Annotated in this window: 21 protein-coding genes; 7 read left to right on the top strand and 14 right to left on the bottom strand. The window is 70.2% G+C overall.

Going from position 1 to position 24692, the window contains the following annotated elements:
- Positions 1 to 79: 79 nt before the first annotated feature.
- Together WMI84_RS08180 and WMI84_RS08175 are read right to left on the bottom strand one after the other, a co-directional pair.
- Positions 80 to 1372 (bottom strand): glutamine synthetase family protein, encoded by a 1293-nt coding sequence (locus WMI84_RS08180; protein WP_347352060.1) that lies wholly within the window; start codon positions 1370 to 1372, stop codon positions 80 to 82.
- 101 nt (positions 1373 to 1473) lie between these two features.
- The gene (locus WMI84_RS08175; protein WP_347352059.1) at positions 1474 to 2595 is read right to left on the bottom strand and encodes a branched-chain amino acid aminotransferase; all 1122 of its coding nucleotides are present in this window, start codon (positions 2593 to 2595) and stop codon (positions 1474 to 1476) included.
- 252 nt (positions 2596 to 2847) lie between these two features.
- On the opposite strand from WMI84_RS08175, the gene WMI84_RS08170 reads away from it, so the two are divergent.
- Both WMI84_RS08170 and WMI84_RS08165 read left to right on the top strand, forming a co-directional pair.
- Positions 2848 to 4083 (top strand): serine hydrolase, encoded by a 1236-nt coding sequence (locus WMI84_RS08170; protein WP_347352057.1) that lies wholly within the window; start codon positions 2848 to 2850, stop codon positions 4081 to 4083.
- Between the two features lie 25 nt (positions 4084 to 4108).
- Positions 4109 to 5899: a biotin carboxylase gene (locus WMI84_RS08165; RefSeq protein WP_347352055.1), complete on the top strand. Its 1791-nt coding sequence runs from the start codon at positions 4109 to 4111 to the stop codon at positions 5897 to 5899.
- Positions 5900 to 5982: 83 nt separating this feature from the next.
- Here WMI84_RS08165 and WMI84_RS08160 read toward each other — a convergent pair whose 3' ends face one another.
- Together WMI84_RS08160 and WMI84_RS08155 are read right to left on the bottom strand one after the other, a co-directional pair.
- On the bottom strand, positions 5983 to 7413 hold the full coding sequence (locus WMI84_RS08160) for an aspartate aminotransferase family protein (RefSeq protein WP_347352053.1): 1431 nt from the start codon (positions 7411 to 7413) through the stop codon (positions 5983 to 5985).
- 33 nt (positions 7414 to 7446) lie between these two features.
- A complete protein-coding gene (locus WMI84_RS08155; protein WP_347352052.1) occupies positions 7447 to 7611 on the bottom strand; it encodes a hypothetical protein in 165 nt (54 codons plus the stop codon).
- Positions 7612 to 7812: 201 nt separating this feature from the next.
- Between WMI84_RS08155 and WMI84_RS08150 the strand changes: the two genes are divergently transcribed.
- Positions 7813 to 9201: an APC family permease gene (locus WMI84_RS08150; RefSeq protein WP_347352050.1), complete on the top strand. Its 1389-nt coding sequence runs from the start codon at positions 7813 to 7815 to the stop codon at positions 9199 to 9201.
- Positions 9202 to 9249: 48 nt separating this feature from the next.
- On the opposite strand, the gene WMI84_RS08145 is transcribed toward WMI84_RS08150, so the two are convergent.
- On the bottom strand, positions 9250 to 10314 hold the full coding sequence (locus WMI84_RS08145) for a 3-isopropylmalate dehydrogenase (protein WP_347352049.1): 1065 nt from the start codon (positions 10312 to 10314) through the stop codon (positions 9250 to 9252).
- A 430-nt stretch (positions 10315 to 10744) separates the two neighbouring features.
- Here WMI84_RS08145 and WMI84_RS08140 point away from each other — a divergent pair, with 430 nt between their 5' ends.
- The gene (locus WMI84_RS08140) at positions 10745 to 11509 is read left to right on the top strand and encodes an MgtC/SapB family protein (RefSeq protein ID WP_347352047.1); all 765 of its coding nucleotides are present in this window, start codon (positions 10745 to 10747) and stop codon (positions 11507 to 11509) included.
- A gap of 89 nt (positions 11510 to 11598) precedes the next feature.
- Here the strand turns inward: WMI84_RS08140 and serA are convergent, their stop codons facing one another.
- The 5 genes from serA to WMI84_RS08115 form a co-directional block, all read right to left on the bottom strand.
- Positions 11599 to 13182, bottom strand: a complete 1584-nt coding sequence (gene serA, locus WMI84_RS08135) for a phosphoglycerate dehydrogenase (protein WP_347352045.1) — start codon at positions 13180 to 13182, stop codon at positions 11599 to 11601.
- Between the two features lie 160 nt (positions 13183 to 13342).
- Positions 13343 to 14167 (bottom strand): alpha/beta hydrolase, encoded by an 825-nt coding sequence (locus WMI84_RS08130; RefSeq protein ID WP_347352044.1) that lies wholly within the window; start codon positions 14165 to 14167, stop codon positions 13343 to 13345.
- 61 nt (positions 14168 to 14228) lie between these two features.
- Complete coding sequence (locus tag WMI84_RS08125) at positions 14229 to 14915, bottom strand: dimethylmenaquinone methyltransferase (RefSeq protein ID WP_347352042.1); 687 nt, start codon at positions 14913 to 14915, stop codon at positions 14229 to 14231.
- A complete protein-coding gene (locus WMI84_RS08120; RefSeq protein ID WP_347352041.1) occupies positions 14912 to 15580 on the bottom strand; it encodes an RraA family protein in 669 nt (222 codons plus the stop codon). The genes WMI84_RS08125 and WMI84_RS08120 overlap by 4 nt, the downstream gene beginning before the upstream one ends.
- On the bottom strand, positions 15577 to 16263 hold the full coding sequence (locus tag WMI84_RS08115) for an RraA family protein (RefSeq protein ID WP_347352040.1): 687 nt from the start codon (positions 16261 to 16263) through the stop codon (positions 15577 to 15579). The genes WMI84_RS08120 and WMI84_RS08115 overlap by 4 nt, the downstream gene beginning before the upstream one ends.
- Positions 16264 to 16337: 74 nt before the next feature.
- Between WMI84_RS08115 and WMI84_RS08110 the strand changes: the two genes are divergently transcribed.
- Positions 16338 to 17222, top strand: coding sequence for a LysR substrate-binding domain-containing protein (locus tag WMI84_RS08110; protein ID WP_347352038.1), 885 nt, complete (start codon positions 16338 to 16340; stop codon positions 17220 to 17222).
- A 106-nt stretch (positions 17223 to 17328) separates the two neighbouring features.
- Here the strand turns inward: WMI84_RS08110 and WMI84_RS08105 are convergent, their stop codons facing one another.
- Entirely contained in the window at positions 17329 to 18516 is a 1188-nt protein-coding gene (locus tag WMI84_RS08105) for a cytosine permease (RefSeq protein ID WP_347352036.1), read from the bottom strand.
- Here WMI84_RS08105 and WMI84_RS08100 point away from each other — a divergent pair.
- The gene (locus WMI84_RS08100) at positions 18515 to 19834 is read left to right on the top strand and encodes an FAD-dependent oxidoreductase (protein ID WP_347352035.1); all 1320 of its coding nucleotides are present in this window, start codon (positions 18515 to 18517) and stop codon (positions 19832 to 19834) included. The genes WMI84_RS08105 and WMI84_RS08100 overlap by 2 nt on opposite strands.
- Positions 19835 to 20019: 185 nt before the next feature.
- Here the strand turns inward: WMI84_RS08100 and ilvC are convergent, their stop codons facing one another.
- The 3 genes from ilvC to WMI84_RS08085 form a co-directional block, all read right to left on the bottom strand.
- A complete protein-coding gene (ilvC, locus tag WMI84_RS08095) occupies positions 20020 to 21048 on the bottom strand; it encodes a ketol-acid reductoisomerase (RefSeq protein WP_347352033.1) in 1029 nt (342 codons plus the stop codon).
- A gap of 91 nt (positions 21049 to 21139) precedes the next feature.
- The gene (gene ilvN, locus WMI84_RS08090; RefSeq protein ID WP_347352032.1) at positions 21140 to 21652 is read right to left on the bottom strand and encodes an acetolactate synthase small subunit; all 513 of its coding nucleotides are present in this window, start codon (positions 21650 to 21652) and stop codon (positions 21140 to 21142) included.
- Between the two features lies 1 nt (position 21653).
- Complete coding sequence (locus WMI84_RS08085; protein ID WP_347352061.1) at positions 21654 to 23453, bottom strand: acetolactate synthase large subunit; 1800 nt, start codon at positions 23451 to 23453, stop codon at positions 21654 to 21656.
- A gap of 409 nt (positions 23454 to 23862) precedes the next feature.
- Between WMI84_RS08085 and WMI84_RS08080 the strand changes: the two genes are divergently transcribed.
- On the top strand, positions 23863 to 24692 hold an 830-nt coding region (locus WMI84_RS08080), incomplete at its 3' end, for a GNAT family N-acetyltransferase (protein WP_347352030.1).

Raw genomic sequence — 24692 nt, 5'->3', positions numbered from 1 at the left:
CCCCACCCCCACCCCCACCGCGGTTCGATGTATCAGCGCGGCCCAGAGGCCGCGCTGATACATCGAACCGTCGGCGGGGTCAGAGCCGTTCGAAGCCACGGCGCCGCTCCCAGTCGGTCACGGCAGCCTCGAAGGCGGCCAGCTCGACGTCGGCGGCGTGGACGTAGTGGTCGACCACGTCGACACCGAACGCCCGAGGCGCCAGGGCCGAGGCGGCCAGCAGGTCACGGGCCTCGCGCAACGTCGTGGGCACCCGGGCCAGGTCCGCGGTGTAGGCGTTGCCGGTCACCGGGTCGGGCAGCGGCAGCCGCTCGGCGACCCCGTGCAGCCCCCCGGCCAGCATCGCGGCCACCGCCAGGTAGGGGTTCACGTCCCCGCCGGGCACCCGGTTCTCGACCCGCAGGTCGGGTCCTTGCCCCACCACCCGCAACGCGCAGGTCCGGTTGTCCCTGCCCCAGGCCACCGCCGTCGGCGCGAACGAGCCCGGCTGGAACCGCTTGTACGAGTTGACGTTCGGCGCGTAGAACAAGGCCAGCTCGCGCATGGTGGCCAGCACCCCGGCCAGGAAATGGTCGAACAGCTCGCTGTGCCCGTACCGACGGGCCGGGTCGGCGCAGCTGAGCGAGCCGTCCGCGCCCCGCAGCGACAGGTGGACGTGGCACGAGCTGCCCTCACGCTCGTCGTACTTGGCCATGAAGGTGATCGACCGGCCGTGCCGGGCCGCGATCTCCTTGGCCGCGTTGCGGTACACCACGTGGTCGTCGCACGTACGGACCGCCTCGTCGAACCGGAAGGAGATCTCGTGCTGGCCCAGGTTGCACTCCCCCTTGGCCCCCTCGACGAGCATGCCGGCGCGGTACATCTCGTGGCGGATCTCGCGTAGCAGCGGCTCGACCCGGTCACCGCCCAGGATCGAGTAGTCGACGTTGTACCGGTTCGCCGGCGTCATCCCGGTGTACCCCCGGTCCCACGCGGCCTCGTACGAGTCCTCGAAGACGATGAACTCCAGCTCGGTCCCGCAGAACGGCACCAGACCCTGCTCGGCCGCCCGGTCGACCTGCGCGCGCAGTACCGCCCGCGGCGAGGGACGCACCGGGCCGCCGCCCTCGGTCCAGGACAGGTCGCACTGGACCGTGGCCGAGTGTGGGGCCCCCGGGGTGCGACGCAGCGTCGTCAGGTCCAGGTCGAAACGCATGTCACCGTAGCCGCGCTCCCACGAGGAGATCGCGTAGCCGGCCACGGTGTCCATCTCCACGTCGACGGCCAGCAGGTAGCTGCACCCCTCGATGCCGTGCGCCAGGACGTGGTCGAGGAAGTAGCGGCCGTGCAGCCGCTTGCCCTGCAGCCGCCCCTGCATGTCGGTGAAGGCCACGACGACGGTGTCGATCGTGCCGTCCTCGACCTCGGCACGCAGCGCGTCGAGCGGCAGCCGTGGTGCTCGGGGCCGCGACGGGGCTGGTCCGTCGGACGTGGTCAGACGAGCCGGGTCAGCCAGCCGTGGGTGTCCTCGACCCGGCCGTACTGGATGTCGAGCAGCTTGCTGCGCAGCTTCAGGGCGACGGCGTCGTCGTGCCCCTCCCGACGGTGGTTGCACGAGCCGCCTTCCCAGCGCAGCTCGCCGACCGGCGTGATGACCGCTGCGGTGCCGCAGGCGAAGATCTCGGCGATTGCCCCGCTCTCGGCGCCGTCCTTCCATTCCTGGATCGGGATGCTGCGCTCCTCGGGCCTCAGCCCCACCTCCTCGGCGAGCGCGAGGATCGAGCGTCGGGTGACTCCCTCGAGGATGGAGCCGGTCAGCTCCGGGGTGACGATGCGCCCGTCCTTGTAGACGATGAACAGGTTCATCCCCCCGAGCTCCTCGATGAACGTGTGGGTGGAGGAGTCGAGGAAGACGACCTGGTCGCAACCGTGCTCGATGCCCTCGAGCTGTCCCGCGAGCGAGGACGCGTAGTTGCCGCCGCACTTGGCCGCGCCGGTCCCACCGGCACCGGCCCGGGCGTAGTTGATCGAGAGCCACAGGGTCACCGGCTTGAGCCCGCCGGAGAAGTAGGCACCGGCCGGGGAGGCGATGACGCAGTAGGTGATCCCGTCTGCCGGGCGCACCCCGAGGAAGGCCTCGGAGGCGAACATGAACGGCCGCAGGTAGAGGCTCTTCTCGCCGCTGTCACCGGGCTCCGGCACCCACGCTCGGTCGACCGACACGAGCTGGCGCAGGGACTCGACGAAGTCGTCGGCCTCGAGCACCGGCAGGGCCAGCCGTCGGGCGCTGTTGGCGAACCGTGCGGCGTTGGCCTCGGGACGGAAGGTCCAGATCGAGCCGTCGGCGTGCCGGTAGGCCTTCATCCCCTCGAAGATCTCCTGCGCGTAGTGCAGGACGGCTGCCGCAGGCTCCAGCTGGAAGGGGCCGTAGGGCACTACCCTCGCGTTGGCCCAGCCCCCGTCGGACGTCCAGTCGATCACGGCCATGTGGTCGGTGAAGGTCTTGCCGAACCCCGGGTTCTCGTGCACCTTCGCGATCGCGTCCGCCGGCGTCGGGTCTGACCGGCGGTTGACCTCGAACGTGAGCGCGGACCGGGTGGACGTCGTGTCGGTCATGGCAAGCCTCCAAGGATCGGCGGTGATCGAACCTCAGGCTATCGCCCCGGTGCGTGGTTCCGCGCAGCCGGGGCCCGTCCCCCGGGCCGCCGCGACCGAGCGGGCCGGCTCCGACCCCGGCGCCCGGTGCACGACGACCGGCACCGGCTGTGTCCGGGGGATCTCCGGACGGCCGTCATCGCGAGGGATACACTGCCCGGTATGTCAGCACAGGAGCTCATGCAGGGATTCCCACCGGTTGCGGATTCCGTTGTGACAGTGAAGAACTGGCAGGACGCGCCGTACAACCGATGGTCCTTCCTGCACCTGCGCGAGGTGATCCCGACCCACCGCATCCCACGCAGCCCGGTGCCCGGACGCGCCTGGGAGGTCACCGACCGGAGCGCCGAGCTCGAGGCCGTGAAGGTGCAGCGGCTGGAGAAGGGAGCCGGCACGGTCGGCGAGGTCCTGGCCGACACCTTCACCGACGCGGTCGTGGTGGTGCACGATGGCCGGATCGTGATGGAGCAGTACCGCGGGCTCATGCGGCCGGACACGTCCCACCTGCTGATGTCCGTGTCCAAGTCCCTCGTCGGGTGCGTGACCGGCAACCTGGTGCAGGAGGGACGCCTGGAGGTCGAGAAGACCGTCGACGACTACGTCCCGGAGATCGCCGGCTCCGGGTACAGCGGTGCCCGGGTGCGCGACCTGCTCGACATGCGGACCGGAGCCAAGTTCAGCGAGGCCTACAAGGACCCGAAGGCCGAGGTCCGGGTCATGGAGCGCCACATGGGCTGGCGCCCCGGGCTCGACGAGGCACCGCTGGGCGCGTACGCCTACCTGCGGACCCTGCGCTCGGAGGGTCCGCACGGCGGCGACTTCACCTACCGGTCCGCCGACACGGACGTGCTCGGCTGGGTGTGCGAGCGGGCCGCCGGCGACCGGATGGCCCATCTCATCGCGCGGTACCTGTGGACGCCGATGGGTGCCGAGTGGGACGCCGACGTGACCTGCGACTGCGTGGGCACGGCGATCCACGACGGCGGCGTCTCGGCCGTCATCCGGGACCTGGCCCGGTTCGGCCAGCTCCTGCTCGACGACGGCCGGTGCGGCGACCGGTCGGTGGTGCCGGCGGACTGGCTGCGGGCGGCCCGGTCCCTCGACCCCGACATCCGGGCCGCCTTCGCCGCCTCGGACAACGAGCCGTTCCTGCCCGGTGGCTGGTACCGCAACCAGTTCTGGTTCACCCCCGGCCCGTCCGGCACGGTGCAGCTGTGCCTGGGCATCCACGGCCAGATGGTGCTGGTCGACCGCGAGACGGCCACCGTGGCGGTCAAGTACTCGACTTGGCCCGACCCGCAGAACCCGGCCTTCCTGATCGACACCATCCGGGCGTTCACGGCCCTCGGGCGGCACCTGAGCGGGCTGGGCGGTGAGGCGCCGCGGCCCGGCTCCAGCGGGGCGGCCGTGCACCCGAAGAACCCCGGCTCCGAGACCGGCCAGGACTAGACGAACGGCCAGGTCAGGGTTCCCGATGCCACTGCTGCCCGACGACCTCCGGTGGGGTGTCCCGCTGGGCATCGCCGGGCGGGTCCCCGGCCTGCTCCGCGACGCCCTGCAGGTCGGAGCCGGCGTGCCCCGGCGGCTGGGGGTCCCCGGCCTCGCCGGGGTGCTCCCGGTGGGCTGCACCCTGCCGTGGAGGGCGATACACTTCCTGACCGGTCTCTGCGTCGGGGCGGCTCCGTCGTCGCCCGAGCAGCGAGCGGCTCATCCCACGAGCGACAGCGAGGACGATGCCATGGACAGCAACCTCGATCAGGCCACTGAGGTCGAGTCGGCACAGAACCCACCCGATGCCGTCGATTCCGGCGGACCACGACGACACCTACGCGGGATCTCGGAGATCCGCTCCTTCTTCCGCACCAACACCGATCCGGTCTTCTTCGTCGGCCCGACCGCGTTCAACCTGCTCGGGATCGACCGGTGGGTGCGCAACTTCGAGTATGTCGTCTACTACGACTCGTGGGAGGGTGCGCACCCGCGGGTGTTCGCTCCCTCGCACCGCCCCTACGTCGAGTTCAAGAGCGTCGAGGAGATCAACAACTACCTGTTGCGCGACCCCGAGTGCCATGCCTACATGACCCGGCACGGACGCAAGCCGAAGGTGGCGCTGGTCTTCCTGGACGAGGAGACCGAACGCATCTGCGAGGAGATGGGCTACGAGCTCATCCTGCCCCCCGACAGCCTGCGGCGGCACCTGGACTCCAAGATCGTCACGACCAAGCTCGGCAACGAGGCCGGCGCGCCGTCGGTCCCCAACCTCCTGGGCCGTGCCGACAGCTGGGAGCAGCTGAGCACCCAGGCGCAGGACGCCGGGCTGGGCACCGACCTGGTCGTGCAGACCCCGTACGGCGACTCCGGCAAGACGACCTTCTTCGTCAAGTCCGAGCAGGACTGGGACGCCCATGCCGACGACATGACCGGCCAGGACCTGAAGATCATGAAGCGGATCAACAACCGGGCGGCGGCGGTCGAGGCGGTCAACACCCGGCACGGCACGGTCGTCGGTCCCTTCATGACCGACCTGACCGGGTACACCGAGCTGACGCCCTACAAGGGCGGTTGGTGCGGCAACGACCTCTATCCCGAGGCGCTGACCGAGGCGCACCGGGCGACGGCCATCGAGCACGTGCGTCGGCTCGGGGACCGGCTGCGCCAGGAGGGCTACAAGGGCTTCTTCGAGGTCGACGTCCTCGTGGACCTGGACACCGACGAGGTCTACCTGGGTGAGCTCAACCCCCGCATCTCCGGCGCGTCCTCGATGACCAACGTGACGGCGGGCGCCTACGCGGACATCCCGTTGTTCCTGTTCCACCTGTTGGAGTACATGGACGTCGACTACGACATCGACGTCCAGGAGATCAACGAGCGCTGGCGTGAGCTGGCCGCCGTGGACGTCTGGTCGCAGCTGATCATCAAGTTCACCGAGGACCGTGTCGAGCGACTGCTGGCCGCCCCGCGCACCGGCATCTGGCAGCTGCAGGACGACGGGTCGCTGGACTTCCGGCACGTCAGCAACGACTGGCACGAGCTGACCGATGCCGACGAGTGCTTCTTCCTACGGGTGTACGGCGCCGGCGAGTACCAGTTCAAGGGCGCCGACCTGGGCATCCTGGTCACCAAGGGGCGGATGCAGAGCTACTCCGCCGACGGGGCCGCGTTGACCCCGCGCTCGCGGCGGTACATCGAGGGCATCCGGCAGCAGTACCAGGCCGAGGCCGTGCCCGAGCCACCGGCGGTCATGCCCCTGTCGTACGTCAAGTAGTACGAAACCCCCGGTCGAGGCCCGCGATGCGGGCTCTCGACCGGGGGTTCGCTCGTGGCCGGTCGGCCTCGTGGTCGGTCGGCTCAGAGGTGGTTCTCGGCCTCGGTCAGCACGGACCGGAGCCGGGACTCGATGTCGTCGAACTGCTCCTGGCCGATGATCAACGGCGGGGCGAGCTGGATGACCGGGTCACCACGGTCGTCGGCCCGGCAGTAGATGCCCGCGTCGAACAGCGCCTTGGACAGGAAGCCGCGCAGCAGCCGCTCGGCCTCGTCGTCGTTGAAGGTCTCGCGGGTGGTCTTGTCCTTGACCAGCTCGATCCCGTAGAAGTACCCGGCCCCGCGCACGTCACCGACGAGCGGCAGGTCGAGCAGCTTCTCCAGGGTCGCCCGGAAGGCCGGGCCGTTCTGGTGCACCCGGTCGTTGAGCTTCTCCTGCTCGAAGATGTCCAGGTTGGCCAGCGCGGCAGCCGCCGAGACCGGGTGCCCACCGAAGGTGTAGCCGTGCATGAACGTGGTGGTGCCCTTGCGGAACGGCTCGAAGAGCCGGTCGCTGGCGATCATCGCACCGATCGGCGCGTATCCGCTGGTCATCCCCTTGGCGCAGGTGATGATGTCGGGCACGTACCCGAAGTCGTTGCAGGCGAACATCGACCCGATGCGGCCGAACGCGCAGATCACCTCGTCGGAGACGAGCAGCACGTCGTACTCGTCGCAGATCTCGCGGACCCGCTCGAAGTAGCCGGGCGGCGGCGGGAAGCACCCGCCCGAGTTCTGCACCGGCTCGAGGAAGACCGCCGCGACCGTGTCCGGCCCCTCGAACTCGATCGCCTCGGCGATCCGGTCCGCCGCCCACCGGCCGAACGCCTTCTCGTCGTCGCGCAGGTGTTCCGGAGCCCGGTACAGGTTGGTGTTGGGCACCTTGAAGGTACCCGGCACGAGCGGCTCGAACATCTCCTTGGCGGCCGGGATGCCGGTGATGCTGAGCGCCCCCTGCGGCGTGCCGTGGTAGGCCACCGCTCGCGAGATGACCTTGTGCTTGGTCGGCTTGCCGATCAGCTTGAAGTACTGCTTGGCCAGCTTCCAGGCGCTCTCGACCGCCTCGCCGCCACCGGTGGTGAAGAAGACGCGGTTCAGGTCCCCCGGGGTGTAGCCGGCCAGCCGCTCGGCGAGGTCGGCCGCCGGCGGGTTCGCGTAGGACCACAGCGGGAAGTAGGGCAGCTGCTTGGCCTGGCGGGCCATCGCGTCGGCCACCTGGTCGCGGCCGTGCCCGACCTGCACCACGAACAGGCCGGCCAGCCCGTCCAGGTACTCGTTGCCGGCCTCGTCCCAGATCCGGTAGCCCTCACCACGGGTGATGATCGGCACCTGCTGGCCCAGCCCGCCGGACTCGACGGGCTCGAAGACGGAGTGGCGCGTGAAGTGCATCCACAGATGGTCGCGCGCCGCCGCCGACACATCCGTGCCAGCCGCGGTCCGCAGGGCGGTAGCGGTATCGCTGGTTGAAGAAGTCATCTGGTACCCCAGTTGTCGAGCGGCCCGTCGCACTCAGCGGGACGAAGCGTGCTTCGTCGCGCTGACCGGCGACAGGCTGCGGAATCGGATCGGCAGGTCGAGCAGGCGCTCGGAGACCGCCCAGTGGGCGGGCCGGGTGACGAGAGCCACGTCGCCGTGCGCCATCCGGCGTACGTCGAGGTGACCCACTTCCTGCATGACCCCATCTTGGCTGATGGATCACGAAGTTGGCAAGCCCCATGACAACTGATTCAGAAGTTTCTTCTCTCTGGGACTTCCGATTCCGTGTCAGGATGACTAGTCTCCCCTCAGGCACCAAGCACGTCGGCCCCTCGGACGCGAACCGCAGCGGGCCCGGTGCACCAGCGAACCGGGGGCGATCCCAGGAAAGAGGCAGCAATGGCGCAGAGTACGAACCGCCTGTCCAGGTCACTCGGCCTGTGGGCGATCGTGGGTCTCGGCCTGGGGTACATGACCCCGACCGTGATCTTCGACACGTTCGGCATCGTATCCAACGAGACCGGCGGTGTGGTCCCTACGGCCTATGTGCTGGCGCTGGTGGCGATGCTGTTCACCGCGGTCAGCTACGGCCGGATGACCCGGGTCTTCCCGTCGGCCGGGTCGGCCTACACCTACACCTCCGAGACGATGAGCCCCAACCTGGGGTTCCTGATCGGCTGGTCCTCCCTGCTGGACTACCTGCTGCTGCCGCTGGTCAACGCCCTGATCATCCGCAGCTACATGGAGGCCTTCTTCCCCGACGTGCCCGCGTGGATCTGGGTCGTGGTCTACGTCTTCGGGATCACCACGATGTGCCTGCTCAGCATGACCAACACCTCGCGGGTCAACGGCCTGCTGGTGGTCTTCGAGGTGGTCCTGATCGTGGTCTTCCTGTTCCTGGCCGGTCGAGCGCTGACCAGCGGCCAGGGCAACGGCACGCTCTTCTCGACGAACCCCTTCTGGCACGACGACGTCCATCTCGGGCTGGTCATCACCGGCGCGACGATCGTGTGTTTCTCGTTCATCGGGTTCGACGCGATCACGATGTACACCGAGGAGGCCAGGAGCCCGGGCACGGTGCCGAAGGCGATCGTCCTGGCGCTGGCCATCGGCGGCGCGATCTTCTTCATCACGGCGTGGTTCACCCAGTCGCTGTTCCCCACGCTGGAGGGCTTCAGCGAGGACGCCCTGCAGAACAGCGCGTTGCCGGAGATCGCCTTCAAGGTGGGCGGTGACCTGTTCAAGATCCTGCTGACCTCCGCGGCCTTCGCCGCGACCGTCGCTTCCAGCCTCGCCTCGCACGCCTCGGTCTCACGCCTGCTGTTCGTCATGGGCCGCAACGGCACCGGGCCGCTCTCGCGCCAGTTCTCCTACGTGCACCCGAGCTGGCACACGCCCGCCAAGGCGGTCGTCTTCGTCGGTGCGGTGTCCCTGCTGGCGATCCCGTTCAACCTCGACTTCATCGCCGCCATGATCAACTTCGGGGCGCTGGTCGCGTTCACCTTCGTCAACCTCACGGTGATCGTCTACTTCGCCTACCGGAAGCGGCTGGTGCAGACGATGGGAGAGCTCTTCACCAACATCGTGCTGCCGCTGCTCGGCGTGGCCGCGACCGTCGTGCTGTGGGTCAACCTGTCGCCGGACTCGCTGCACTACGGCCTGGTCTGGTTCGGCATCGGACTGGTCACCCTGCTGGTGATCACCCGGTTCCTGCGTCGTCCGCTGAGCATCACGATGGACGACGAGGAGATCGCCGAGGTACGCGCCGTCGAGGCGCTCGAGGACTGAGACCGCCCCGTCCCGCCGAGGTGTCCGACAGCGCCGCCCGGCGACGGGTCAGAGCCGCGCCGCGATGGCGTCGCCGATCTGGCTCGTCGTGCGGGCGGCGTCGCCGCGCTCGGCCAGGTCCGCCGCGACGGCCGCCTCGATGCGGGTCGCGGCGACCTCGTGCCCGACATGGGCCAGCAGCATCGCGGCCGAGAGGATCGCGGCGGTCGGGTCGGCCTTGCCCTGGCCGGCGATGTCCGGGGCCGAGCCGTGGACCGGTTCGAACATGCTCGGGCTCGTGCGCGCCGGGTTGATGTTGCCCGATGCGGCCAGCCCGATGCCGCCGGTGACGGCCGCGGCCAGGTCGGTGATGATGTCGCCGAAGAGGTTGTCGGTGACGATGACGTCGAAGCGACCCGGGTCGGTCGCGAGGAAGATCGTCGCCGCGTCGACGTGCAGGTAGGCGGTCTGCACCTCGGGGAACTCGACACCGACCTGCTCGACCGTGCGCCGCCAGAGGTGCCCCGCGTAGGTCAGCACGTTGTGCTTGTGCACCAGGGTCAGGTGCCGGCGCGGCCGGCTCTGTGCGCGGGCGAACGCGTCGCGCACGACCCGCTCGACGCCATACCGCGTGTTGACGCTGACCTCGGTCGCGACCTCGGCAGGGGTGTCGACCCGAAGGGCGCCGCCGTTGCCGACGTAGGGGCCCTCGGTGCCCTCCCGGACGACCACGAAGTCGATGCCGCCCGGCGCGACGCGCTCGACGGCGAGCGGGCTCGCCACGCCGGGGTAGAGCCGGGCGGGGCGCAGGTTGACGTAGTGGTCGAGCGTGAAGCGCAGCGGCAGCAGGATCCCCCGCTCGAGGACGCCCGACGGCACGCTCGGGTCGCCGATGGCACCGAGCAGGATCGCGTCGTGACCGCGCAGCTCGTCCACCACCCCGACCGGCAGGGTCTCGCCGGTGCGGTGCCAGCGCGCCGCGCCCAGGTCGTAGTCGGTCGTGCTGACCTTCGGGCCACCCGACCCGGCCAGCGCGTCGAGCACCTTCAGGCCCTCGGCGACCACCTCGGGCCCGATGCCGTCACCGCCGACGACGGCGAGGGAGAGCGGGTCGGTACGGGCTGCGTCTGCCATGCGCACAGCCTAGGGCTCGTCTTGTGATGTGGAACTGTCATCTCACTCGACGAACATGACGAAAGGCCCGGCCAACTCGGCCGAGCCTCTCGTGTGTCCCTTGCTCAGTCGTCCGTGTGCCCCTGGTCACGCAGGTCCATCGACTCCTGCAGCGCGCGGCGGGCGGCTTCGGCTTCTTCGCTCATGATGATCTGTCCTTCTCGAGAAATGATGACTGTTCGGGTCCGTTACGGCTCGAGCCCGGGTGGGCGAGCCGGTCAGCGTCGGGGATGCGCGGGATCTCCGCGGCGAGGTCGCTGACTTACCTGGACTCGCCGCGGCTGATAAGGATGAGTACCCGACGCCGCGTCATGTTCTCCACGTTACGCGGGCGCGACGCGACCGCAAGGGGTTTCCCACGAGCCGAGACGAGCGGCACTAGGGTCGGGGCATGGTCAGTGGCCTGGCAGAGCCGGTCGGGGAGGGATGGGCCCAGGTCCTCGAGCTCGTGATCGCCTTCGTCCTCGCCCTGCTCATCGGCATCGAGCGCGAGTCCCGCCAGAAGTCCGCCGGGATCCGCACGTACACGCTGGTCGGTCTGGGCTCGGCCCTGTTCGTGCTGGTCAGCAAGTACGGGTTCACCGACGTCCTGGGCGCCCAGATCCGGCTCGACCCGTCGCGGGTGGCCGCCGGGATCGTCACCGGGCTGGGCTTCATCGGCGGTGGCCTGATCTTCGTGCGGCAGGACGCCGTGCGGGGCCTGACGACAGCCGCGAGTGTCTGGCTCGTCGCGGCCGTGGGCGCCGCCGCCGGGGCCGGGCTGCCGATCCTGGCCACCCTCACGACCGTGCTGTACTTCGTGATCATGTACGCGCTGCGCCCGCTGCAGCTGTTCGTGCACGGCCGGTTCCCGGACCTGCACGCCCTGCGCGTCACGTATGTCGACGGCCGCGGCCTGCTGCGTCAGATCATCGACCTGGTCACCTCACGAGGGTTTGCCATCGAGGACCTCACGACGTCCCAGACGGCGACGGTCCAGATCGGGTCCGGGCGTGGTCGCGACGAACCGGAGTCGCAGCAGCATCCGGGCGGCCGGCTCGTCACGGTGGTGCTGATCCTGTCCGGGCGCGGCCGGCTGCCCTCGTTGAATGCCGCGCTGAGCGAGGTGGACGGCATCGTCGCGGTCGAGCGGACCACCCCGCACGCGGAGGACTGACGGCCCGGGTCACCGACGCGGGTATGCCGCCCGGCCGGCACCGCGGCACGGAGCGGGCCCAGCGGTCGGCGGCATACGGAGCGGGCTGCTCAGTCCTCGAGGTCGACGACCGCGAACTTCGCCGCGACGATCGCCTCGGCGACCTCGGCGGCCAGCCGTGGTGGTACGACGTTGTCGACGTTGATGACCCCGATCGCGCTGCCGCCGTGGCGGGAGACCTGCATGCCCCCGATGTTCACGTCGGCGTCGCCGAGCAGCTTGCCGACCTTGCCGACGATGCCCGGCCGGTCGCGGTACTCGAAGACGAGCATGTGGTCCGACAGCGGCACCTCGAGGTCGTAGTCACCCACCCCGACGAGCTTCTCGACCATCTTCGGCCCGGTCAGGGTGCCGGCGACGGAGACGGTCGTGCCGTCGGCGAGCGTGCCGCGCAGGATCGTGATGTTGCGGAAGTCGCCGGCGTCGGTCGAGGTGACCAGACGCACCTGGCAGTCGCGCTGCTCGGCGAGGATCGGGGCGTTCACGTAGGTCACCGGGTCCTCGACCACGTCGGTGAACAGGCCCTTGAGGGCGACCAGCTTCCACACGCTGACGTCGTGCTCGGTGATCTCGCCGCGCACGTCGATGTCCAGCTGGGCCGGCACCGCCCCGGCGACGGCCGTGAAGATGCGCCCGAGCTTCTCGACGAGCGAGATGCCGGGCCGGACCTCCTCGGCGATGAAGCCGCTGCTGACGTTGACCGCGTCGGGGACCAGCTCGCCGCCGAGGGCCAGCCGCACCGACCTGGCCACGGCGACTCCGGCCTTCTCCTGGGCCTCCTCGGTCGAGGCGCCGAGGTGCGGCGTGACGACGACGGACTCGTGGCCGAACAGGGGCGACTGCGTGCACGGCTCCGTCGCGAAGACGTCGAGGCCGGCGCCCGCGACCCGGCCCTCGTCGAGGGCCCGCGCGAGGGCCGCCTCGTCGACGATCCCGCCGCGCGCCGCGTTGACGATGCGCACGGTCGGCTTGACCTTCGACAGGGCGTCCTCGCCGATCAGGCCGAGGGTCTCGGGCGTCTTCGGCAGGTGGATGGTGATGAAGTCGGACTCGGCGAGCAGCTCGTCGAGGGTCACGAGCCGGGCGCCGATCTGGCCCGCCTTGGCAGCCGAGGCGTAGGGGTCGTAGGCCAGGATGCGCATGCCGAAGCCCTTCAGGCGCTCGGCGACCAGGGCCCCGATCCGCCCGAGGCCGACGATGCCGACGGTCTTGTCGAGCAGCTCGACGCCCGAGTACTTGCTCCGTTTCCAGGCACCGCCCTTGAGGGACTCGCTGGCCGGGGCGATGTTGCGGGCCGTCGCGAGGAGCAGGCCGATCGCGAGCTCGGCGGCCGAGGTGATGTTGGACGTCGGCGCGTTGACGACCATGATGCCCGCCCGGGTGGCGGCGGCGACGTCGACGTTGTCGAGGCCGACGCCGGCCCGGGCGACGACCTTGAGCCGCGCGCCGGCGGACAGCGCCTCGGCGTCCATCTTGGTGGCCGAACGGATCAGGATGGCGTCGACGTCCGCGAGTGCCGGCAGCAGCTCGTCGCGGTTGGCTCCGTCGCAGTGGCGGACCTCGAAGTCGGGGCCGAGGGCGTCGAGCGTTGCGGGCGAGAGCTCTTCGGCGATGAGGACTACGGGTTTGGACACAACAGGCTTCCTTCGGACGAGGTACCGGCCCCGCTCGGGTGCGGGCCGACGACTGGCACCGCGATGTGCCGCGCGCCAGTCTAGGACCGCGGGGACCGGGTCACGGCACGCCGGCCCAGGATGTGGTTGTCCAGAGCGTCACTCCTCAAGATGCACGAGCTCAGCGGCCGCCCCGTCCCGCCCGGTTGACCAGGGCAGCGAGCCGGCGCCACATCTCGACGGGGTTGGAGTACATCGGCCAGTGCCCGCTGAACGGGATCTCGGCCAGCTCCACTCCCGCCGCCGTGAGAGCCGGCAGGTAGGTCAGGGCCGCGTTCTGCTCGCCGTACATGAAGATGCGCGGGAACGGCAGTGCGATGAACCTCGCGAGCAGGTCCCCGTTGTCGGACAGGTCGACCATGGACTCGAAGACGCTGCGGACCACCCGCGGGTCGACCCTCGCCTCGACGTTGGATGCGTACATCGCGCTGGCGGACTCGTCGGCCGCGTACACCCGGCCGGCGAAGGCGGCCAGGAACTCCTCCGGTCCCGAGTCGCCGCCGTGGCTGATGATCTGGCGGCTGAGGAAGCAGTCCTCGGGAGCGACGTTGCCCTCGATGTCGGTGAAGCTCAGCACCCGCTCCGGGCACCGGTCAGCCAGAATCAGTGCCGTCAGTCCGCCCATGGAGTGCCCCACCAGGTGGAAGCGCTCGATGCCGAGACGGTCGAGGACGGTGAGCGCGACGTCCACCAGGAAGGGGATCGAGACCGCGGTGAGGTCGGTGGCGGTCGAGCGACCGAATCCCGGTGCGTCGTAGGCGACGAAGGCCCGATCGTGCAGTGCGGGGAAGCGTACGAGGTCGACGTACTCCTCCTTGGTCGAGCCGAAGCCATGCAGGAAGACGATCGGCTCCTGGCCCGCGCGAACGAGCGTGTCGAGGGCCACATCGACGTCGCCGACCGTGATGTCGATGATCCGGCGCTGGACGCCACCTGCAACCTGCATGGCCTCTCCTTCTGGCGTGGTCGTGGCTGACATGCCTGGGTTGCCGGCGACCGTGGCGGGCTCAGACATCGTGGTCTCCGTCGAGTCCGTAGACCTCGAGGGTGGTCTCGCCCTCGAGCAGGCGACGCATGATCTCCTGCTCCTTCGCGACCCTCAGGTCGGCCTGCTCGACGACGCTCTCGGCGATCTCCGCGGGCAGCACGACGACGCCGTCGTCGTCGGCGACGATCGTGTCGCCGGTGCGGACCGGGACGCCGCCGATCTCGACCTCGACCCCGAGGCTGCCACGGAAGAGCTTGCGAGTGCCGCGCACCGAGTTGTTGCGGGAGAAGACCGGGAACCGGAGCCGAGCCTGCTCGAGGCTGTCGCGGACACCACCGTCGATGAGCAGCCCGGTGATGCCACGCGCCTGGGCAGCGACGGCGAGCACCTCGCCCCAATGGCCGAACTGCGCGCCGTTCACGTCGACGACCAGCACCGAGCCCTCGGGAGCGGCGCAGACGCCGCGATGCAGGGCGAGGTTGTCGCCGCCCGCCCCCTGGACGGTGTATGCGGTGCCGGCCATCCGGGCCCCCGGCCAGGCGGCGCGGATCTGCGGATCGACGCAGAAGAGCCCGGTGTGGCGACCGCGCAGCGGGTGCTCGGCCGGCAGCGCGGCGAGGGTCGCCAGTGCGGCCTCGTAGAGGGTGGCTGCGGCATGGCCCCGGGTGTCGACGGTGGGAACGGCGAGGATGGTGGACGTGTTCATGATGCCTCTCCCGCGGTTGCGGTTGTGGGGGTCTGGAGCCGGTGGTACCCCTGCTGGGCGCGCGCCTCGGCGAGGGTGGATCCGGCGAGGACGGTCTCGACGATGGCGCTCTCGACCTGTTCGATGTGCTCGGCGATGCCGGCGACCTCGCTGACGCGGTCGGCCGGTACGACGACGACACCGTCCTCGTCGCAGCAGACGGTGTCCCCGGGGCGGATGGTCACGCCGTCGATGACCAGTGGCACCCGGACCGCCTGCAGGCGCACGCGGTCCTTGCCGGTGCGCATGAACCGGCCGACGCTCCAGATGCGGTAGTCGGTGCGATGGATCGAAGGAACATCGCGGCATACGCCGTTGATCACGGTGGCGGCGATTCCCCGGTGTGCCGCCAGCCTCGTCATGATCCCGCCCCAGACGGTGCAGTCGGTACGTCCGTCGTTGTCGATGACGATCACGCTGCCCGGCGCCACCTCGTCGAGGAAGTCGCCGACGGTGCCACCATCGGCGTCGACCGGCTCGTACCGAGCCGTGTACGCGGGGCCGCAGGCATGCTGCACCTCGCGGAGCGGGCCGATGCCGTGCAGCGAGCCGGGCAGCCCCAGCTTGTCGAGTGCGTCTGAGATCGACGCGGTCGGGATGCCGGCCAGTGCGGAGCGGGTGGTCATGCCGTCACCTCCTCAGCGCTGTTCGAGCGCTGCTGACCGGCCAGGCGGGCATCGTGCATGGCCTCGTCGATCGGGATTCCCGCCCGGATGTCCGCGACGATCGCTGCCTCGCGGGTCTGGATTCCCTCAGCGACAGCCAGCACCTCGACGGCCCGGGACAGCGGCACGAAGACGACACCGGAGTCGTCGGCGATGACGAGGTCGCCCTCGGCGACGTCGACGCCGGCGACCACCACCGGCTCGCCGGTGCTCTTCTGGCGCACCCGCCGGCGGCCGGTGCGCGGGCTCGTTCCACGCGCGAAGACCGGGAGGGTGTGCTCCTCGGCCTCGGCGATGTCGCGGCAGGCGCCGTCGGCGATGACACCGACGACGCCGCGCAGCACGCTGCCCAGCGACAGGATGCCGCCCCAGCACGAGACGTCGAGGCGACCATCGTTGGCCACCACGATGACATCGCCAGGGTCGGCGGCCGCGACCAGTCCCGTGCCCAAGTGGGCACCCACGCGGTCACCGGGGTCCGGCTCGAGTTGAAGGGTCCGCACGGTGCCGACGACGGTCGGCCGCCCCCAGACCGGGCGCAGCTCACCGATTCCCGGGGAGAGTCCCAGACCGTCGAGGGCGTCGCTGACGACGGTGGAGTCGAGGTGGGAGAGGCGGGCGACGAGGGCGGTGTTGGAAGGCATGTACCAAGTGAAACTCGGATCAGCGATAGACTGAAGGTCCGGATCTAGATCACACTAAGTCAGCGGATGAATAAATGCTTGAGGTGCGAGAGGCGCGATACTTCGTGGCGGTCGCCGAGGAGCTGCACTTCGGCCGGGCGGCCGAGCGTCTGCACATGTCGCAACCGCCGCTCTCGCAGGCGATCAAGGCACTCGAACGCCGACTCGGCACCCAGCTCCTCGCCCGAACGACCCGGGCGGTGGCCCTGACAGCCGCCGGCGAGGTGTTCCTGCGCCATTGCCGTGGGCTTGTCAACGCGGCCGACGAGGCCGAAGCGGCGGCCCGCCAGGCCGCCGAGGGCCAGCTGGGGCTACTGCGCATCGGAGCGGTGACATCGGCCTTCTTCGACCCGTTGCCGGGGATGCTCCGGGCGTTCCGGTCCACGCATCCCCGGGTCGAGCTCGTACTCCAGGAGCTGGACACCCGCGATGCCTTGCAGGCGCTGACCGAGCGGGCGATCGACGTGGCCCTGGTTCGGCTGCTCGCCCAGCCGCCGGGATTCCGGCGACGAATCCTGGTGACGGAGGAGTTCGTGCTCGCGGCTCCGAGGGCGTGGCGGCTCGGGGAGCCGCCGATGGATCTGGCGAGTACTGCCGACCTGCCGTGGATCTGGCTGCCCCGGCGGGTCTCCCCCGACTACCACGACAAGGTCGTGCAGTGTTGCCGCGACAACGGGTTCGCCCCGGCCGTGTCGAACACGGCGCGCTCGATCGTCAGCCAGCTGGCCATGGTCAGCTGCGGCATCGGCGTCGCGTTGGTGCCGGAGAGCGCCGCGGCCCATCCGCACCCGCCCGACGGGCAGGTCCAGTTCCTCCGGTTCAACGGGGCCCTGACGATCCAGACCTCGGCTGTCTGGACGGGACAGCCCAGCGGGGCGCTCGAGGCGTTCCTCGGCCACGCCGACCACCGGCCCCGCTGAGGCCGGGTCACTGCGAGCGGTTGAGGGGACGGCCGCCAGACCTCGGGCCGTGATCTCGGGCAAGGCATGGCGGCGGCAGGCGCAGGCGATTCTCCCGCGAGCCCGATCAGGCGGGATGGGCCGGATGCGCCGGTGTCGTCGCGGCATCGTCCGGCGGCAGGTGCGCCCGACCGCGCAGCAGCAGGTAGAAGGCCAGCGCCGGCACGATGAACCCGATGATCCAGGCGATGTCGGCCCCCCCGATGTCATCGACCAGCCAGCCCACGTAGAACGAGGTGTTCATGAAGGGCAGCTGCAGCACGATACCGATGCAGTAGGCGATCAGCGCCCTGACGTTGAAGCGCCCGTAGCCGCCGTCCGGGTCGAACAATGCCGGGATGTCGAAGCGTTCGCGACTGACCAGATAGAAGTCCGCCAGGTTGATCGCCGACCAGGGGATCAGGAAGTACGACAGGAAGAGGATGAAGTTGCTGTAGTTGTCCAGGAAGTTGCCACGCCCCAGGATCGCGATGATCGTGCCGACGGTGGACGCCGCGACGATGTAGCCGATCCGGGTGCCCTGCCCCAGCGGCTTCGTCCAGAACGCGGTGAGCGTGGTCGTGGAGGACATGAACGCGCCGTAGAGGTTCAACACGTTGACCGCGATGACCCCGAGGATGACGATCAGCAGCACCAGCCACCCGAGGCCGTGCCCGGCCAGGGCGACCAGGTAGGTGGTGGACCCGCCCTCGAACGCCTGCTGCGCGACCGCCACGAACGCGGCGCCCAGGCACATGATCCACGTGCCGCCGATCACGGCGCCGCCATACGTCCACCAGAACGTGGACGCGGTCGACGTGTCCCGCGGCAGGTAGCGGGAGTAGTCGGCCACGTAGGGCCCCCACGTGAACTGCCATGTCGCCGCCACCGACACGACCAGCAGGAAGGTCCCCCAGTGCAGGTCGCCATCCGACCAGTGCGTGCCCACCTGTCCGGTGCGCAGGAGCTGCACGGTCAGGTACAGGAACAGCAGCGCGCTGAGCAGGCTGATCCAGCGGTCGACGAAGTGGATCAGCCGGTAGCCGACGATGGCCAGCAGCGTGCAGATGACCGAGATGATCACGATCGTCAGGTTCACCGGAAGACCGGTCCACTGCGACGCTGGCGAAGCGGTGCCCACCGTACTCCGCGCACCTGCGATCAGAAGCCGAGGGACCGGGCAGCAGGCTGATCGGACGGTCTCGTTCGCCTGACCTCGACGGTCCCTGGCGGGCTCGCGGCGCGGGAGGGAATGCGCGGGAGAGAATGGCGGCATGGCTCGTGATCCGTTCGTCGTCGTGGGGGGCGGTGTCGCCGCCGCCCGAGCGGTCGAGGCGATCCGCGATATCGACACCGACACCCCGGTCGTGCTCGTGGCCAGGGAGCAGCGGCTCCCGTACGAACGCCCACCGCTGTCCAAGGAGGTCCTGCTCGGCCTCGAGCCCGTCGAGGCCGCCTTCGTGCGGCCCCGACAGTGGTACGACGAACGCGGCGTGCAGCTGCGCCTCGGTGTGGCCGTCGACCGGCTCGACCCGGCCCAGCGGACCGTGGTCCTGTCCGACGGCGAGCAGCTCGCTTGGGGCGCAGTGCTGCTCGCGACCGGGTCGGGCGCGCGAAAGCTCAAGGTGCCCGGCAGCCGGCTCGATGGCGTGTTCTACCTGCGCACCATGACCGATGCCGCGGCGCTGCGGGAGCGGCTCGTCGAGGGCAGCAGGGTCGTCGTCGTGGGCGCCGGGTGGATCGGACTCGAGGTCAGCGCCGCAGCCCGCCGGCGCGGGGCCGAGGTCACCGTCGTCGAGCCGCAGGAGGCGCCGCTGCTCGGCACCTTGGGCGAACGCATCGGGACCTGGTTCGCCGACGTGCACCGGTCGCACGGGGTCACCTTCCGGTTCGGAGAGGGGGTCGCGAGCCTCGAGGGGACCGGCGACACGGTCACCACGGTCTGCACGACCAGCGGCGAGCGCCTCCCCGCCGACACGGTCGTCATCGGCGTCGGGGCGTTCCCCAACACCCGTCTCGCCGAGCAGGCGGGCCTCGCGGTCGACGACGGCGTCCTCGTCGACGAGTCGCTCCGGGCCTCCGCCGAGGGGGTCTACGCGGCCGGGGACGTCGCCCGCTGGTACCACCCGACGCTCGGGACCAGGGTGCGGGTCGAGCACTGGGCCAACGCCTACGACGGCGGGTATGCCGCCGGCCGGTCCATGGCCGGGGCGGCGGTGCGCTACGACGCCATGCCGTTCTTCTACTCCGACCAGTACGACCTCGGCCTCGAGTACGCCGGGTACATCCCGCCCGGTACCGACACCGAGCTGGTCCTGCGTGGCGACCTGGCCGCCGACGAGTTCCTGGCGTTCTGGGTCGCGCGGCACGACGGCGGCACGCGGGTGCTGGCCGGGATGCAGGTGCACGTCTGGGACCAGCTCGACGCCGTCCAGGCGCTCGTCAGGTCGGGTGTCCGCGTCGACCTCGACCGGCTCGCCGACCCGGCGGTCGCCCTGGGTGCGGTCGGTGCCGAGCGGCTGAGCGGCATCCCACCGCTGAAGTCACGCTATGCGGTGCACCGGCTGTCCTGGGCGCCGCGGGGACGCCCCTGAGGCCCGACCGGTAGGTTACACGGGCCGGCGGTCACGCGGGCCGGAGCAGACGGCTCGTGCGTGGTTGTGGTCACCATGGCGACCACAACCACGCACACACCTTGTCAGCGAGCCGCACCCTCGGGCCTGCTTCCGCGCCCCGCTCCGGGCCTCACTCCTTCGTCGCTCGGGTCCTCACGGGGCTGTCAGCGGGCCGCAGACCCCTCGACGTAGTCCGAGTCCTGGTCCTGCACCCAGGCCATCAGCTTGCGCAGCTTCTTGCCGGTGGCCTCGATCGGGTGCTGGGCGCCCTTCTCGCGCAACGCCTTGAACTCCGGCGCGCCGGCGTCCTGGTCGTCGATGAAGCGCTTGGCGAACGAGCCGTTCTGGATGTCGGCGAGCACGCCCTTCATGTTCTCCTTGACGTGCGGGTCGATGACGCGCGGTCCGGAGACGTAGTCGCCGTACTCGGCCGTGTCGGAGACCGACCAGCGCTGCTTGGCGATGCCGCCCTCGATCATCAGGTCGACGATCAGCTTGAGCTCGTGCAGGCACTCGAAGTAGGCGACCTCGGGCTGGTAGCCCGCCTCGACGAGCGTCTCGAAGCCGTACATGACCAGCTGGCTCGCCCCGCCGCACAGGACGGCCTGCTCGCCGAACAGGTCGGTCTCGGTCTCCTCGGTGAAGGTCGTCCGGATGCCTCCGGCGCGCAGGCCGCCGATCCCCTTCGCGTAGCTCTTGGCGAGGTCCCACGCCGACCCGGAGGCGTCCTTCTCGACGGCCAGCAGCACGGGCACGCCGCGCCCGTCGACGAACTCGCGCCGCACGATGTGGCCGGGGCCCTTGGGCGCGACCATCAGCACGTCGGCGTCGGCCTCCGGGGTGATGTAGCCGAAGCGGATGTTGAAGCCGTGCCCGAACAGCAGCGCCGCACCATCCTTGAGGTTGGGCTTGATGTCGTTGGCGTAGACCGTGCGCTGCACCTGGTCCGGGGTGAGGATGACGACCAGGTCGGCCTGCTTGACGGCGTCGGCCACGCTCAGCACGGTCAGCCCCTCGGCCTCGGCCTTCGCCTTGCTCCGGCTGCCCTCGGCGAGCCCGACGCGCACGTCGACACCGGAGTCGCGCAGGTTGAGCGCGTGGGCGTGGCCCTGGCTGCCGTAGCCGATGACGGCCACCTTCCGGCCCTGGATGACCGACAGGTCGGCGTCGTCGTCGTAGAACATCTCGGCCATCGTGGCCCTCTCCTTCGGTTGGGGTGTGTCTGGTCAGTGAGTATGCCGCTCAGCCCCGACCCGGGGCCCACCCGCCCGGCACGTGGTCGGCTCAGGCGCTGCGCAGCGAGCGGTCCGTGATCGAGCGCGAACCCCGGCCCATGGCGACCACGCCGGACTGGACAAGCTCCTTGATGCCGAACGGCTCGAGCACGGCCAGGAACGCGGTCAGCTTGTCGGACGAGCCGGTCACCTCGATCGTGAGCGCGTCGGGGGCGACGTCGACCACCTTGGCCTTGAAGAGGTTCACCGTGTCGACCACCTGGCTGCGGGTGGTCGCGTCGGCGCGCACCTTGACCAGGCAGATCTCGCTGTGCACGGCGCCGCCGGTATCGAGCTCGACGACCTTGAGCACCTCGACGAGCTTGTTCAGCTGCTTGGTCACCTGCTCGAGCGCGCCGGCCTCGACCTCGACCACCACCGTCATGCGGGAGATCCCCTCCAGCTCGGTCGGGCCGACGGCCAGCGAGTCGATGTTGAAGCCACGCCGGGAGAACAGCGAGGCCACGCGGGCCAGGACGCCCGGCTTGTTCTCGACCAGGACGGACAACGTGTGCTTGCTCATCTCACTCCTCGCGTTCCCACACCGGCGCCTCGTCGCGGGCGTTGCGGATCATGTCGTTGCTGACGCCCGCCGGCACCATCGGCCACACCATGGCGTCCCGGTGGACCACGAAGTCGATGACGACCGGCCGGTCGTTGGTCTCGAGCGCCTGCTTGATCGCGGCGTCGACGTCCTCGGCCTTCTCGACGCGCAGCCCGAGGCAGCCGTAGGCCTCGGCCAGCTTGACGAAGTCGGGGACCGGCTCGCTGGTCGTCTGCAGGTCGGTGTTGGAGTACCGCTGGCCGTAGAACAGCGTCTGCCACTGCCGGACCATGCCGAGCGAGCGGTTGTTGATGATGGCGACCTTGATCGGGATGTCGTTGACGGTGCAGGTCGCCAGCTCCTGGTTGGTCATCTGGAAGCAGCCGTCGCCGTCGATGGCCCAGACCGTGCGGTCCGGCTCGGCCACCTTCGCGCCCATCGCGGCGGGGACGGCATACCCCATCGTCCCGAGCCCGCCGGAGTTGAGCCAGGCGTTGGGACGCTCGTACCGCACGAACTGGGCAGCCCACATCTGGTGCTGGCCCACCCCGGCGACATACGTCCCCTCCGGACCGGTCAGGGCGCCGATCCGCTGGATGACGTACTGCGGCGAGAGCGCCCCGTCCTCGCTCTCGGTCCACCCGAGGGGGAAGGCCTGCTTCCAGCCGGCCACGCGCTCGCGCCAGGCCGAGCAGTCCCATGACCCGGGGGCGTCCGAGCCGGCCCGGCGGTCGGTCTCGACCTGGTGGATCAGGTCGGTGACGACCTCGCGCACGTCGCCGACGATCGGCACGTCCGCGACGCGGTTCTTGCCGATCTCGGCCGGGTCGATGTCGGCGTGGATCACCTTGGCGTGCGGTGCGAAGCTGCTCAGCTGGCCGGTGACCCGGTCGTCGAAGCGAGCCCCGAGGGCGATGATCAGGTCGGACTTCTGCAGGGCGGTGACGGCCGCGACCGTGCCGTGCATGCCCGGCATGCCCAGGTTGAGCGGGTGGCTGTCGGGGACGGTGCCGCGTGCCATCAGCGTCGTCACGACCGGGATCCCGGTCAGGTCGACGAGCCGGCGCAGCGGCTCGCTCGCGACGCCCCGCACGACCCCGCCACCGACGTAGAAGACCGGACGCTCGGCCGCGGCCATCAGGCGGGCGGCCTCGCGGATCTGCTTGCCGTGCGGGTGGGTCACCGGGCGGTACCCCGGCAGGTCGAACTTCGGCGGCCACGCAAAGGTCGTGGTGGCCTGCAGGGCGTCCTTGCTGATGTCGACGAGCACCGGCCCCGGCCGGCCGGTCCGGGCGATGTGGAAGGCCTCCGCGATGATCTGGGGGATCCTGGCCGGGTCCGTGACCAGGTAGTTGTGCTTCGTGACCGGCATCGTGATGCCGCGGATGTCGGCCTCCTGGAAGGCGTCGCTGCCGATCGAGCCGCTCGGCACCTGCCCGGTGATCGCCACGATCGGCACGGAGTCCATGTGGGCGTCGGCCAGGGGCGTGACGAGGTTCGTCGCGCCGGGCCCGGAGGTCACCATGCAGACGCCGACCTTGCCGGTGGCCGACGCGTAGCCCTCCGCGGCATGGCCGGCACCCTGCTCGTGGCGCACGAGGATGTGCCGGAGCTTGGTCGAGTCGAGCATCGGGTCGTAGGCCGGCAGGATCGCGCCACCCGGGATACCGAAGACGGTGTCCACGCCGACGGCTTCGAGGGACAGGACGAGCGACTGGGCTCCGGTGACCGCGACGGGCCCGTCGGGCTCTGCCTGGGTACTGGGCCGGGTACGGGCCATGGAGGCCACGTCAGCCGGCGAGGGCGCCTGCTTGGTGGTGTCGCTCACGGTGTCATCGCTTTCTCGTTCGAGTTGGGTGGACCTGATCTCCTGCACAAAAAAACCCTCCAGCCCAGCTGCGGACGGAAGGGAGGCGCGCTGACCGGTGTCGGTCGGCGCGCTAGGGAAGTACGAGGAGTCGAGCCACGCTCCAACCGTGCTCCACTCGTCGGGGGGTGTCAATCGACCACGCACCACGTCTCATGATGTGACCTGCTGGTCTCACCGAGGCAACGGTCCGTTCGGAGTCGAGCCGGGCCGTGTGGCGACCCGCTCGCCCCCGAACGGTCCGTCCGGGAAATCGGGTGGTGCCCGGGACCGGCCGGTCGACACACTGGACGGGCCGGAACCGCACGACGGAGGGGACCCGATGGCCGCGCACCCGAACGACCCGCCCGACATCGACGAGCTGGGACTACCCGGCTACACCGTCCGGCCGTTGCGACCGGGCGACGCCCGGGCCGTCTTCGAGCTGATGGCCGCCGACGAGCTGGAGACGATCGGCGAGGTCGCGATCGAGGAGGCCGACATCATCGCGGACTGGCAGCGGCCGAGCTTCGAGCCGGCCACGCAGAGCATCGGTGTCTTCGACGGTGCCCGGCTGGTCGGCTACGCGGAGGTCTCGCTGGGGCGTCGAGCGGAAGCCTGCGTCGCGGCCGACCACCGCGGGCGGGGCATCGGCACCGCACTGGCACGGTGGACGCAGCGGATCAGCCGGCGGGACGGCGCCGGGCTGGTGGGGATGCCGGTGCCCGAGGGGTCGCCGGGCGAGCGCCTGCTGCGCGCCCTCGGCTACCAGGTGCTGTGGACGTCGTGGGTGCTCGAGCTGCCCCCCGGCAGGACCGTCGTGCCGCAGCCGGTACCCGACGGGTACGGGATCCGCGGCGCCCGCGACGAAGGCGACTTCCGCGCGGTCCACGAGGTGGTCGAGGACGCCTTCCTCGAGTGGGCGGACCGCGCGCGCGAGCCCTACGAGGACTTCGCGGCCGAGGTGGTCCGGCGACCGGGCTTCGAGCCGTGGCACCTCCGGCTGATGACCGGAACCTCGGGCGAGGTGGTGGGCGCCTCGGTCCTGCAGCTGGCCGACGACTGCGGGTATGTCAGCCGGCTGGCGGTGCGTCGGGACCAGCGCGGACTCGGGCTCGCCCGGGCGCTGCTCGTCGACTCGTTCGCTGTGGCGCGAGACCACGGGGCGACGCG

Source organism: Intrasporangium sp. (genome assembly GCF_039812505.1).
In the GTDB taxonomy this organism is placed as follows: Bacteria; Actinomycetota; Actinomycetes; order Actinomycetales; family Dermatophilaceae; genus Intrasporangium_A.
The sequence above is the reverse complement of the archived record's forward strand: the minus strand, read 5'-3'. Positions and strand labels throughout refer to the sequence as shown.

Excerpts from the sequence above, each read along its gene's own strand:
- WMI84_RS08110 (WP_347352038.1), top strand. The coding sequence starts at position 16,338 with ATGCTTGAGGTGCGAGAGGCGCGATACTTCGTGGCGGTCGCCGAGGAG.
- WMI84_RS08085 (WP_347352061.1), bottom strand. The coding sequence starts at position 23,453 with ATGGCCCGTACCCGGCCCAGTACCCAGGCAGAGCCCGACGGGCCCGTC.
- WMI84_RS08100 (WP_347352035.1), top strand. The coding sequence starts at position 18,515 with ATGGCTCGTGATCCGTTCGTCGTCGTGGGGGGCGGTGTCGCCGCCGCC.
- WMI84_RS08130 (WP_347352044.1), bottom strand. The coding sequence starts at position 14,167 with ATGCAGGTTGCAGGTGGCGTCCAGCGCCGGATCATCGACATCACGGTC.
- WMI84_RS08145 (WP_347352049.1), bottom strand. The coding sequence starts at position 10,314 with ATGGCAGACGCAGCCCGTACCGACCCGCTCTCCCTCGCCGTCGTCGGC.
- WMI84_RS08175 (WP_347352059.1), bottom strand. The coding sequence starts at position 2,595 with ATGACCGACACGACGTCCACCCGGTCCGCGCTCACGTTCGAGGTCAAC.
- WMI84_RS08150 (WP_347352050.1), top strand. The coding sequence starts at position 7,813 with ATGGCGCAGAGTACGAACCGCCTGTCCAGGTCACTCGGCCTGTGGGCG.
- WMI84_RS08105 (WP_347352036.1), bottom strand. The coding sequence starts at position 18,516 with ATGCCGCCATTCTCTCCCGCGCATTCCCTCCCGCGCCGCGAGCCCGCC.
- WMI84_RS08115 (WP_347352040.1), bottom strand. The coding sequence starts at position 16,263 with ATGCCTTCCAACACCGCCCTCGTCGCCCGCCTCTCCCACCTCGACTCC.
- WMI84_RS08125 (WP_347352042.1), bottom strand. The coding sequence starts at position 14,915 with ATGAACACGTCCACCATCCTCGCCGTTCCCACCGTCGACACCCGGGGC.
- WMI84_RS08165 (WP_347352055.1), top strand. The coding sequence starts at position 4,109 with ATGCCACTGCTGCCCGACGACCTCCGGTGGGGTGTCCCGCTGGGCATC.
- WMI84_RS08140 (WP_347352047.1), top strand. The coding sequence starts at position 10,745 with ATGGTCAGTGGCCTGGCAGAGCCGGTCGGGGAGGGATGGGCCCAGGTC.
- WMI84_RS08160 (WP_347352053.1), bottom strand. The coding sequence starts at position 7,413 with ATGACTTCTTCAACCAGCGATACCGCTACCGCCCTGCGGACCGCGGCT.
- ilvC (WP_347352033.1), bottom strand. The coding sequence starts at position 21,048 with ATGGCCGAGATGTTCTACGACGACGACGCCGACCTGTCGGTCATCCAG.
- WMI84_RS08155 (WP_347352052.1), bottom strand. The coding sequence starts at position 7,611 with ATGCAGGAAGTGGGTCACCTCGACGTACGCCGGATGGCGCACGGCGAC.
- WMI84_RS08120 (WP_347352041.1), bottom strand. The coding sequence starts at position 15,580 with ATGACCACCCGCTCCGCACTGGCCGGCATCCCGACCGCGTCGATCTCA.
- ilvN (WP_347352032.1), bottom strand. The coding sequence starts at position 21,652 with ATGAGCAAGCACACGTTGTCCGTCCTGGTCGAGAACAAGCCGGGCGTC.